6 protein-coding genes are annotated in these 12155 nt (G+C 71.6%); 1 reads left to right on the top strand and 5 read right to left on the bottom strand.

What is annotated here, in order from left to right; genetic code table 11:
• The 4 genes from D7Y11_RS37890 to D7Y11_RS37875 form a co-directional block, all read right to left on the bottom strand.
• The coding region (locus D7Y11_RS37890; protein WP_126936113.1) for a hypothetical protein at window positions 1-4950 on the bottom strand (4950 nt) is incomplete at its 3' end.
• 117 nt (window positions 4951-5067) lie between these two features.
• Entirely contained in the window at window positions 5068-6438 is a 1371-nt protein-coding gene (locus D7Y11_RS37885) for a tetratricopeptide repeat protein (RefSeq protein ID WP_126936112.1), read from the bottom strand.
• A gap of 52 nt (window positions 6439-6490) precedes the next feature.
• Window positions 6491-7708, bottom strand: coding sequence for a threonine ammonia-lyase (locus D7Y11_RS37880; protein ID WP_126936114.1), 1218 nt, complete (start codon window positions 7706-7708; stop codon window positions 6491-6493).
• Window positions 7709-7795: 87 nt separating this feature from the next.
• On the bottom strand, window positions 7796-9025 hold the full coding sequence (locus D7Y11_RS37875; protein WP_014399186.1) for a Glu/Leu/Phe/Val dehydrogenase: 1230 nt from the start codon (window positions 9023-9025) through the stop codon (window positions 7796-7798).
• A gap of 68 nt (window positions 9026-9093) precedes the next feature.
• On the opposite strand from D7Y11_RS37875, the gene D7Y11_RS37870 reads away from it, so the two are divergent.
• Window positions 9094-9588 carry a helix-turn-helix domain-containing protein gene (locus tag D7Y11_RS37870; RefSeq protein WP_120581008.1) on the top strand — a complete coding sequence of 165 codons (495 nt, stop codon included), beginning with the start codon at window positions 9094-9096 and terminating at the stop codon, window positions 9586-9588.
• A gap of 33 nt (window positions 9589-9621) precedes the next feature.
• Here the strand turns inward: D7Y11_RS37870 and D7Y11_RS37865 are convergent, their stop codons facing one another.
• Entirely contained in the window at window positions 9622-12045 is a 2424-nt protein-coding gene (locus D7Y11_RS37865) for a DEAD/DEAH box helicase (protein ID WP_126936111.1), read from the bottom strand.
• Window positions 12046-12155: the final 110 nt, after the last annotated feature.

Raw genomic sequence — 12155 nt, 5'->3', positions numbered from 1 at the left:
GGCCGCGGGGGCCTGCCAGTTGGACGCCGCGGGGGCGGCGTCGGCCATCCACTCGGGCTGGGCCTCCTGGGGCTCGGCCCAGGAGGAGCGCGCGGCGGGGGCCTGGGGGGCACCCCATTCCGGCGTGGCTGGAGCGGCGCCCCAAGCAGGGGCGGCTTCCTCGACCGGGGCGTCCCAGGGCTGCTCGGTGTCGGTGGACGGCTGGGCCCAGGCGGAGTTCGCGGAGGCGTCCTCGGTGGCGGCCCACTCCGACTGCGCGGCGGCGTCCGTGGCGGCCCACGGCTGATCCGCGCCCGGGGGCACGGCCTCCGTGGTCGCCCATTCGGGCTGCGCTTCAATGGGGGCTTCTTCAGCCGCGGCCCATTCGGGCTGCGCGACGACCGGCGTGGCGGCTTCCGTCGTGGCCCACTCCGGCTGCGCTTCGATGGGTGCCTCTTCGGCGGCGGCCCACTCCGGCTGCGCTTCGATGGGTGCCTCTTCGGCCGCCCACTCGGACTGCGCGGCGACAGGTGCGGAGGCTTCCGTCGTGGCCCATTCCGGCTGCGCTTCGATGGGTGCCTCTTCGGCGGCGGCCCACTCCGGCTGTACGGCGACGGGGGCGGCTTCCTCGGTGGCCCATTCGGGCTGCGCTTCGATGGGAGCTTCTTCGGCGGCGGCCCACTCCGGCTGCGCAGCGACAGGCGCAGCTTCTTCGGTGGCCCATTCGGGCTGCGCTTCGATGGGGGCTTCTTCCGCGGCGGCCCATTCGGATTGCGCGGCGACGGGCGCGGAGGCTTCCTCGGTGGCCCATTCGGGCTGCGCTTCGATGGGCGCGGCTTCTTCAGTGGCAGCCCACTCCTGCTGTGCGGAGACAGGAGCAGCGGCTTCCGTGCTCGCCCATTCGGACTGCGCTGATACAGGCGCGGTCTCTTCCGTGGCCCATTCGGGCTGCGCTTCGATGGGAGCTTCTTCCGCGGCGGCCCATTCGGGCTGCGCGGCGACGGGCGTGGCTGCTTCTTCCGTGGCCCACTCGGGCTGCGCTTCGATGGGAGCTTCTTCCGCGGCGGCCCATTCGGGCTGCGCAGCGACGGGCGTGGCGGCTTCTTCCGTGGCCCACTCCGGCTGCGCTTCGATGGGAGCTTCTTCCGCGGCGGCCCATTCGGGCTGCGCAGCGACGGGCGTGGCGGCTTCTTCCGTGGCCCACTCCGGCTGCGCTTCGATGGGCGCCTCTTCGGCGGCGGCCCATTCGGGCTGCGCGGCGACGGGCGCGGCGGCTTCTTCCGTGGCCCATTCAGGCAGCGTCGCTACGGGCGCTGCTTCCTCGGTGGCCCACTCGGGCTGCGCTTCGATGGGGGCTGCCTCTTCGGTCGCGGCCCACTCCGACTGCGGTGCCGTGGGCTCGGCTTCTTCCGTGGTCGCCCACTCCGACTGCGCAGCGACCGGAGCGGCGTCGGCGGTGGCCCACTCCGGCTGGGCCTCGATCGGCGCGGCCTCCGGGGTGTTGTCGGTCGTCGCCCACTCCGGCTGCGCGGCGGCAGGCGTCGCGTCCGTGGTGGCCCACTCGGACTGCGCTGATACAGGCGCGGTCTCTTCCGTGGCCCATTCGGGCTGCGCTTCGATGGGAGCCTCTTCAGCCGTCGCCCACTCGGACTGCGCGGCGACGGGCGCGGTCTCCTCAGCAGCGGCCCACTCGGGCTGGGCCTCGATGGGAGCCTCTTCGGCGGCCCATTCCGGCTGCGCAGCGATGGGCGCGGCCTCCTCGGCTCCCCACTGCTGCTGCGTGGGAACGGTGGAGGTGCCTTCGGTGGGGGTCCATTCCGGCTGCGCGGCGACGGGCGCGGCTTCTTCCGTGGTCGCCCACTCGGGCTGCGCTTCGATGGGCGCCTCTTCGGCGGCGGCCCACTCTGGCTGCGCTTCGACGGGCGCGGCTTCTTCCGTGGCCCACTCCGGCTGCGCTTCGATGGGGGCCTCTTCAGCGGCGGCCCACTCCGGCTGCGCTTCGACGGGCGCGGCTTCTTCCGTGGCCCACTCCGGCTGCGCGGCGACGGGCGCGGCTTCTTCCGTGGCGTTCCAGTCGGACGCCTGTGCCGGCTGTGCGGCGTCGGCCTCATGCGTGGCCCATTCGGACTGGGCCTCGATCAGCGGAGCCTCTTCGGACGAGGGCGTCCATCCGCCCTGGGCATCCGCGACGGGCGCGGCCGTGGAGGCGACCCACGCGGATTCGGCGGCCGGGGCATCCCACGCGGGCGCGGTGGGCTGTTCGGACGATGCGGTACCGGACCACGCCTGCGTCGAAGCGGCTTCCTCCGCCGTGTCAGCGGAGGCGGCCCATTCAGGCTGGAGCTCGATGGGGGCGGCGGGCTCCACGGCATCGGCGGCCCACTCGGGCTGGAGCTCGATGGCGGCGGACGCGTCCTGCAACCCCACGGTGTCGGTGGCGTCCGAGGGCGCTCCCTCGGCGGACCACGACTGCGCATCCTGTCCCGAGGTGTCCCACGCCGAAGACTCCCCGGACTGCGCTTCGGCAAGCGACTCGGAGGCGGTGGCCAGCGGCACGGCGTCGTCGGCACTGCCGCTCATCTCGCCCCACTGCTCCGATGCAGGGGCCACTTCGGCCGCGGGCTCGACATCGTCCGAGCCGAGCTCCAGCGTGTCGGCTTCGATGTCCGGACCGACCGGGATGCTGCGGATCCGCAGCGACGGAATGCCCGGCTCATTCGCGAACGGGGAGGGCGGCGGAGTGAGCTGCTGCTCCTCTTCGGCTCCCAGGTCGGCCACGTCGAAGGTCTGGGCCTCCACACCGGCCGCGACCGCCGAGGCCGCGCCGTCGTAGGACCCATCCGCGACGCCTTCGTGAGCGACATCGTTGGCGTCGAGCGCGATCTCTTCGGCGGGCGTCTCCGCGCCAGCCTGCCACGTCTCGGCGGCGACACCCGACGGATCATTGGCCTGCCACTCCGTCGCGACGTCATCCGTGCCGAGCGTGATCTCCTCGGCGGAGGTCTGCACCGGCGCCGCGTTGTCGGCCTGCCACTCCGTCGCGACATCACTCGTGGCGCTGCCCGACTGCCAATCCGTGGCGACCTCGCTCGACTCAAGCGCGATCTCCTCGGCGGGCGTCCCGGTGGCGACGGCGCTGTCCGCCGTCCACTCCGTCGCCGCATGACCGGAGGCCAGCGCGCTCTCGTCGGTGGATGCGGCCGTGTCGGCCTGCCAGTCCGTGGCGACGTCGCTCGTGCCGAGCGCGATCTCCTCGGCAGGAGCTTCCGTCGCGTCGGCCTGCCACTCCGTGGCGACGTCGCTCGTGCTCAGCGCGTCCGCAGCCGGAGCTTCACCCGCCGCCTGCCACTCCGTGGCGACGTCGTTCGTGCTCAGCGCGTCCGCAGCCGGAGCTTCACCCGCCGTCTGCCAATCCGTGGCGACGTCATTCGTGCCGAGCGCGATCTCCTCCGCCGCGGCCTCGCCGCCGGTCTGCCAGTCCGTGGCGACGACATCGTTCGTGCCGAGCGCGATCGCATCGGCCGCCGGAGTCTCACCCTCCGCCTGCCAGTCCGTGGCGACGTCGCTCGTGCTGAGCGGGATCTCCTCCGCCTCCGCGGTCGCCTGCCACGCAGCCTCGACCTCGGTCGTGCCGGTCGCCGAGGCTGCTCCACCGGACTGCCAGGACTCCGCGCTGGCCGTCTCCGGCTGCCACTCCGTGGCGACATCGCCCGCATCCAGGGCGATCTCCTCCGCGGGCACTTCCGTGGCGCCGTCGGTCCACGCCTCCGCGATGTCACCCGCGCCGAGCGCGATCTCTCCACCGTGCTCCGGCGCCTCGGCGACAGGGGCCGCGTCCGTCCCCCACGCTTCCGCCGTCTCCGTGGCGACCGCCTGGGCCTCCTCCACGGCGGCTTCCACCGGCGCGGCGGGCTCCGCCGTCGCGACGTCGCTCCAGTCCCAATCCGAAGCCGTACCTTCGGCCGGCGCCGCCGGCTCCACCGCGAGCGGCGCGGTATCGAGCGCGCTGGCGCGGGACTCCTCGGACTCCACCGCCAGCGGCGCCGCGTCCCACGCCGCATCCACGGGCGACAGGTCCTCGGCCAGCACCGCCTCGGCGACGGGCTCGGCCTCCAGCAGCTCCGCCTCTCCGACCGCGTGCTCCGCGGAGGCCAGCGCCTCCGCCATCGGATCCAGCCCGGACGCCGCCGGGGCCTGGGCCTCCGACTCGACCTCCATCGACAAGTCCGCGAACGAATCCTCCAGCGAGGGCTCCGGCTCGGCGGCGGCCACCGGGGGCGGCGTCTCCGTCGACAGCCCGGAGAAGTCCTCCTCGGCGCTCGTGTCCCACGTCGCCTCCGCCGCGGCAGGCGAGGTCGCCACGGGCGCCTGCGGCATCCACGGCGCGGGTTCACTCAGCGAGGGGATGTCGATGTCGTCCGTGCTGAGGTTCAGGCTGTCCGGTTCGGTGGGCGCCTGAGGGGCATAGGCCTGCGGATCCACCGGGGCCGCGTAGCCCGCCGCCGCGTTCGGGTCATACGCCACGTTCGGGTCGTAACCCTGCTGCGCCCAGGCCGCCGCCGCGCTCGGATCATAGGCCGCCGCGTTCGGATCATAGGCCGCCGCATTCGGGTCGTAGCCGGCGGGGTAGGCGTACCACTGGCCATCCTCGCCGTAGTACCCCTGGGCGTTCGGGTCGTAGCCAGCGGGGTAGGCGTACCACTGGCCGTCCTCGCCGTAGTACCCCTGGGCGTTCGGGTCGTAGCCAGCGGGGTAGGCGTACCACTGGCCATCCTCGCCGTAGTACCCCTGGGGCTGCTGCTCGGGCTGGGCCCACGCCTGGGCCGCCGCCGCGGTGTCCGCCGCGTCCTGGATGCCCAAAAGGCCGCGCAACTCGACCCAGCGAGCTTCCTCGACAGCGGACAGACTTCCCAGCTTCCGCTTCTCATCCAGGAAGCGGAACTCTCTCATCGCGGCGCGCGTATCGGACATCCGTCACCTTGCTGCGCCAGCGTCTTGGGGGGACCGCCGCAGCGAAAATCTTGGAGGGTCGCGAGTGTAGGGGACTCCCGCCAGGGGGTAAACCAATCCGCCACGCCCGACCGGCCGCTACCTCCCCGAGAGGGCGGCACGCACCGCCTGGTCCAGGCCGTCGGAGTCCTTCTCGTAGGTGCTCTTCAGGACCTCCTGGAAGGGCCCGCCCTGGCCCGCCTTCTGGATGAAGTCCAGGAGCTTCTCCTGGCCCCCCAGGCGCACCAGCTCCCGCACCGCCATGGCGGATGTCCCATAGGCGACTTCCGGCTGGGGCATGTTGATGGGCGCCTGCGAGTCCATGGCCGACAGCTTCGGCAGCCGCCCTTGCTTCGCCTGGGCCCGCATCACGTCGCGCAGATGGCGCGGGGGGCCGTCCAGCCCCAGGTATCGCCACTCGATGTACTCGGCCAGGCCCTCGTTGAACCAGCGGGGCAGGGCGCCGCCGCCGGTCGGGCAGATTTCGTCCAATGCCGCGTGCACGTATTCGTGGACCAGGGTTGCCTTCGTCGCCTGCGTCAGCTCCGCCGCGTCGTTCATGCGGATGGCGTCCTCGGAGTACAGGCCGGCCACCGCGGTCGCGTACCGGGCGCCCATGTGCGTGGCGAACTCGTCGCGCGTGTAGAGCACCACGTTCAGCTGCCGCTCGCGGGCCTTCCCCAGCGTGCGCTGGGTGAACTCATAGGCCTCGTCGAGCGCGGACACGACCTTGCCCTCGTACTCCGCGCGCTGGCCGAAGTCCCGGTCGCTGTTGAAGTAGCGGATGGCGAAGCGGCTGTTCTGGCGCACGCGCATGCCGTCCTTGCCCACGCCGGACTCGTAGCTCAGGCCCGCCGAACGGATCTCTCCGCCCGCGGTCGCCCTCGCCTGGCGCGTGTCCCCCAAGGAGGGCTCGCCATTCATCCGCTGCTCCAGGCGCTCCGCCTCGCGCCGCGCGGCCCCTTCCTCCGACACCTGCGAGCGGGCCTGCTGCATCAGCTTCTTCGCCTCCGCGGCCTCCTTCGACTTCGCGGGCACCTGCTGAAGCGTGGTCAGCGCCCCCGCCGAGTCCTTGTCCTGCAACTGCAACCGGCCCAGCTCCAGCGCGAACGCGCCGTCCTTGGGGAAGGTGGCCAGGCCCTTCTTCAGCGCCTCCTCCGCGGCGGCCCGCTGATCCGTCTTCAGCGCGGAGCGCGCCAGGCAGCGCAGGCCGCCCGCCGTCTCCTGGAAGGCCACGGCGCGCTCGCCCAGCGAGTACGCCATCACCGCGTCCTCCGGGAGCAGCGCCTCGCAGCCCTTGAGCAGCGGGCCCGCCACGGACGGCCGCTGCGCCTCCGGGTAGGAGGCGGGGTCCGCGGCGGCGAACGCGAGGTACAGCTCCTCCCACTCCTTGTGGGCGGCCAGCTCCTTCGCCTTCTGCGCGGGAGGAGCGGCGGCGAGGAGCAGCAGGGCGATGAGGGGCGTGTTCATGGGTTTCCGGAGTATCGCCGAAGCCCCGAGCGCCCGCGCAAGCCTCCCCGCCCTACGTCCGGGCGACCTGCCAGCCCTGGGCCTCCAGCGCGGCCATCAGCTCCTGGATGTGGGCGTGCCCGGTGGTCTCCAGCATCACCTCCACCGTGGCCTCGCCCAGCCCCGCCTTGGAGAAGGCGCGGTCGTGGTGCAGGTCCACCACGTTGGCGCGCATCTCGGCAATCTGCGTGGTGAGCCGCGCGAGCACGCCGGGCCGGTCCGGCAGCCGCACCTCCAGTTGCACCAGGCGGCCCGCCTTCACGAGGCCCCGCTCGATGATGCGGCTGATGACGTTCATGTCGATGTTGCCGCCGCCCACGATGATGGCGACGCGCTTGCCCTTCGCCTGCGGAATCCGGCCGTTGACGAGCGCCGCCAGCCCCGCCGCGCCCGCGCCCTCCGCCACCGACTTCTCCTGCTCCAGCATCATCAGGATGGCGGCGGCGATCTCCTCCTCGTCCACCGTCACCACCGCGTCCACGTACTTGCGCACGTGCTCGAAGGTGAGGTCCCCCGGCACCTTCACCGCGATGCCGTCCGCGATGGTGGTGCCCGCGTTGGTGAGCTCCGTGCGCTTCCCCGCATCCAGCGACGCCTTCATGCTGGCGATGGTGGAGGCCTGCACGCCCACCACCTGGATGCGCGGGTTCGTCTGCTTCAGGGCCACGGCCACGCCGGAGATGAGCCCGCCGCCGCCCACCGGCACCACCACCAGCTCCAGGTCCGGGCACTGCTCCAGCAGCTCCAGCGCGATGGTGCCCTGGCCCGCGATGACATGCGGGTCGTTGAAGGGGTGCACGAACACCAGGTTCTCCGCGGCCTGGATGCGCAGGGCCTCCGCGTAGGCCTCGTCGTAGTTGGCGCCCTTGAGCACCACGCGCGCGCCGTAGTCATCCCGCGTGCGAGTCACCTTGATGAGCGGCGTGCGCTCCGGCATCACGATGGTGGCGCGGATGCCCAGCCGGCGCGCGTGGTACGCCACGCCCTGCGCGTGGTTGCCGGCGGAGGCCGCGATGACGCCGCGGCGCTTCTCCTCCTCCGTCAGCGTCAGCAGCTTGTTGAGCGCGCCGCGCTCCTTGAAGGCGCCGGTGCGCTGGAGGTTCTCCAGCTTGAAGTACACCACCGCGCAGTCGGTCCTCTCCGTGAAGTAGTCCGACGCGGGGCACGGCGTGGGGCGCAGCGAGGTGCGGATCCGTTCGCGCGCCGCCTGGATGTCCTGCAGGGTGACCATCATGGCCGGGCGTGTAGCGGAAGCGCGCCCCGCACGGAAGCGGCCCGGAGCCCCACGCCTGCCTGCCCGCGTGCGCGGCGGGGTGCGTCAGATGCCGCGCAGCACCGTGGCCTTGCCCACCCGGCCAATGGCCAGGATGTACGCGGCCGTCCGCATGGAAACCTTACGAGACCGTGCAATCTGAGCCACCCGGTCGTAGGCCTCCTTCATCGTCTTCTCCAGCTCCGCGTTGACGCGATCCTCTTCCCAGGAGACGTGCTGGAGGTTCTGCACCCACTCCAGGTAGCTCACCGTGACGCCGCCCGCGCTGGCCAGGATGTCCGGCACCACGAAGATGCCGCGCTTCTCCAGGATGTCGTCCGCCTCCGGCTGGGTGGGGCCGTTGGCGCCCTCCACCACCAAACGCGCGCGCACGCTGTTGGCGTTGTCGCGGGTGAGCACGTGGCCCAGGGCCGCGGGGATGAGCACTTCGCAGTCCGCCGCGAGCACGTCCTCGTTGCGGCACGGCGTGCCGCCGCTGAAGCCGGTGACGGTGCCGGTGCGCTTCACGTGCTCGAAGAGGGACGGCACGTCCAGGCCCGTGGGGTTGTACATGCCGCCCAGCACGTCGGACGCGGCCACCACCACGCCGCCGTCGCCCCAGATGAGCTGCGCGATGTGGCTGCCCACGTTGCCGAAGCCCTGGATGGCGAAGCGCGTGCCCTTCACCGGCATGCCCAGGTCGCGCAGGATTTCACGGCACACGTAGAGCAGGCCTCGCCCGGTGGCGGCCTCGCGGCCCTTGGAGCCGTACAGCTCCAGGGGCTTGCCCGTCACCACCGCCGGCGAATGGCCGTGGTAGCGCGAGTACTGGTCCATCACCCAGGCCATCACCTGGGGGTTGGTGTTGACGTCCGGCGCGGGGATGTCCCGCGTGGGCCCGATGACGTCTTGAATCTGATCCACGAACTTGCGCGTGAGCCGCTCCACTTCCTTGAGGCTCATCTGCGCGGGGTCGCACGCCACGCCGCCCTTGGCGCCGCCGTAGGGCACGTTCACCACGGCCGTCTTCCACGTCATCAGCGACGCGAGCGACACGCACTCGTCCTGGTCCAGGGCGGGGTGGTAGCGCAGGCCGCCCTTCATGGGGCCGCGGCTGTTGTCGTGCTGGATGCGGTAGCCCAGGAACGTGCGGATCTCGCCGGAGTCCATCTCGATGGACACCTGCACCTTCACCTCGCGCAGGGGCGTGGCCAGGAGCGTCTCGATGGGCGTGCCCACGTCCATCACCCGCGCGGCCTTGCGGAAGTAGTAGTTGGTGCCGTCGACGGCGTTCATGGTGGGCTTCACTCCTGAGGACAGACGGAAAACCTTAACAGAAGCGGTGCGCTACGATGGGTGCGTCCATGCGCCCCCACTCCCCGGACGACAGCGACGCCGGCTCGTCCCTGCAGGGACTGGCGCGGCGGATCCGCACGTTGCGCGAGCGCCGGGGCCTCACCCAGGAGGACTTCGCCGCCCGGTGCGACATCTCCGTGAGCTTCGTGTCCCTGCTGGAGCGCGGCGAGCGCAACCCCAGCTACGACACGCTCCTCCAGGTCGCGGCCGCGCTGGAGCTGCCGCTGGGGGAGCTGTTCCGGCTGGAGGACGCGGAGGACGCGGGGGCTCATCGGCTGGTGGAGTGGGTGCGGCTGAAGAAACTGGGCCGGGACGACGTGGACCGTCTGATGGCCGTGGCGGAGGCGATGTTCAGCGGTGGGCCGGGCGCTTCGACTCCTCCGGCGAAGGAGGCCAGCGCGGCCTGCGCTTCACCGGAGTGCGGCCGGCCCGTGCTGGCCCGGGGGTTGTGCGTGGCGCACTACCACCGGGCCCGCAGGAAGAAGACGGCTCCGGAGCCTTGAGGGGGCCGTGAGCCCCCCGAAGGCGCGGAAGCACTACTTGCGCTTGGCGCGCTCCACCTTGAGCGTCTTGCCCTCGCCGTGCGGCTTGCCGTGGGTGGACTCGAAGCCCTCCACATCCTCCTCCGCCACGAAGACATACGCGTACGTGGGGCGCAGGTCGGTGCGCAGCACCTTGCCCGCCGGAGCGCCCGCGGCCTCCAGCGCGGCGGTGACGCCCGCCTCGTCCAGGCCTTCCTGACGGCCCAGGCCCACCCACAGGCGCGCCTGGCCGGGGAGGTCCTGCAGGGACTCGTGACGGGGGCGGCGCTCTTCACGCTGGCCGCGCGGACGGTGCCGCTCCAGCTTCAGCGGCTTGTCGTTGTGCGCCTTGCCGTTGAGCGACTCGAAGCCCTCGGCGTCACCTTCCGGCACGTAGACGTAGCCGTAGGTGGGGCGGGTGAGGGCCTTGATGACCTTGCCCGCCGGGGCGCCCATGGCCTCCAGCGTGGCGGGCAGCTTCGCCTCGTCCATGCCGTCGTCCATGCCCAGGTTCACCCAGAGCTTCACCTCGCCGGGGCCCGCGTCCGGGGACGGGGGCGGGCGGGTGCTGGTGGTGTCGCGCTCGCTGCGCGGCTTGCTCTTCTCCACGCGCAGCGTCTTGCCGCCGTGCTGCTTGCCGTTGAGCGCCTCGAAGCCCGCGGAGTCCTCCTCCGCCACGAAGACGTACGCGAACGTGGGGCGCAACTCCGCGCGCACCATCTTGCCCAGCGGCGCGCCCGCGTCCTCCATGGCCGTGGCGATGCTGCCCGGCCCCAGGCCGTCCGCGGTGCCCAGGTTCACCCAGAGCTTCGTCTCGCCCGGGCCCGCCTCCAGCGCGGCGGAACCGGCACCCCGGCGCTCACCCCGGTCCTCGCGGCGCGGCTCGTCGCGGCGCGGACGGCGTTCGCGGTCCGGGTGCTCGTCGCGGCGCGGACGCTCGGTGCGCTCGCCGCGCTCCTCTCGGCGGGGACGCTCGCGGTCGCGCTCACGGTCGCGGTCCTTGCCCCGGCGCTCCAGCGGCTTCTTCTCCACCGGCTCGCGCTTCTCCGTCTCACCGGCGGCCTGCGCCTTCTCCATGCGCAGGTGGCTGAAGTAGTACTTGATGAGGAAGGCGATGAGGTCGTCCGCGTCCGGGCGCTGCTTGAGCTGCGTGGCCAGGGGCAGGAAGCCCTCGAAGATGCTGCTGCCCATGCCCTCGCGGAGCTCACGCACGTGGCGCTCGGTCCACAGGTGCATGGCCTCTTCGGGCGCGGGCATCTCACGCATCTCGAACTTGATGCCGAACTTCTTCTCCAGCACGGTGAACGTCGCCAGCTCGCGCCCGGAGAAGAGGTTGATGGCCGTGCCCTTGTTGCCGATGCGGCCCGTGCGGCCCACGCGGTGCAGGTAGACGGCGGGGTCCTCCGGCAGGGAGTAGTTGATGACGTACTCCAGCCCGGAGATGTCGATGCCGCGCGCCGCGATGTCCGTGGCGACCATGAAGGCCACCTCGCCGCGCTTCACCTTGCCCATCACCCGCTCGCGCTCCTTCTGCGGCAGGTCTCCGTTGAGCAATTCCGCGTCGAAGCCGTTGCGGTTGAGCACCGCGGTCACCAGCGCCGTGTCATCCCGCGTGTTGCAGAAGATGATGGCGTTGGAGGGCTCCTCCTTCTCCAGGATGTAGATGAGGTTGCGCGGCTTGGGGAACTGATCCGACACGTCGTAGCGGATGTGGTGGATGTGCTCCACCGTGAAGACGTCGCCGGACAGCAGCAGCGTCTCCGCGTTCGTCGTGTAGCGCGCGATGAGGTTCTGGATGTCCGTGGGGACGGTGGCGCTGAAGAGCAGCACCTGGCGCGTCTTCGGAAGACGGTCGAGGATGCGGGTGACCTCCTCGTAGAAGCCCTGGTTCAGCATCTCGTCGGCTTCGTCGAGGATGGCGTGGTCGCAGCCGTCCAGCTTGAGGTTGCCGCGGTTGATGTGGTCGAAGACGCGGCCGGGGGTGCCCACGATGATGGGCGTGCCCTCTTCCAGCGCGTCCTCCTGCTGCTTCATGGAGGCGCCGCCGTAGATGGCCGCCACCTTCACGCCCTTGTACTTGGCCAGCGTGGTCAGCTCCTCCGCCACCTGGAGCGCCAGCTCGCGCGTGGGGCAGAGGATGAGGGCGCGCACGCGCTTCTCGTCCGCGGGAATCTTCTCCAGCAGGGGCAGGCCGAAGGCGGCCGTCTTGCCCGTGCCCGTCTTGCTGCGGACGATGAGGTCCTTGCCCGCCATCGCGGGGCCAAAGGCCTTGGCCTGTACGGGGGTGGGGCTGGTGTAGCCGCGCTCCGCCAGCGCGCGGCGGAGGGGCTCGGAGAGGTTCATTTCTTCGAAGCTGATGTCCGCGATGTACTCGCCGGGACGCGTCGTGGCTTCGTCAGGCGCCGGGGCTCCCGGCGTGGGCTCTTGGATGTCGCTCATCGGGCATGGGCATAGCCCCTGCATTACCCTCTGGCAACAATCGCGGCACTTTGGGGTATGGAGCGCGCATGGCGAATGGGAGGAAGAGAACCAATGGTCCGGCCGCCCCC

The organism is Corallococcus sp. AB018 (assembly GCF_003986945.1).
Lineage (GTDB): Bacteria > Myxococcota > Myxococcia > Myxococcales > Myxococcaceae > Corallococcus > Corallococcus exiguus.
This window is presented reverse-complemented; position numbering and strand designations above follow the sequence as displayed.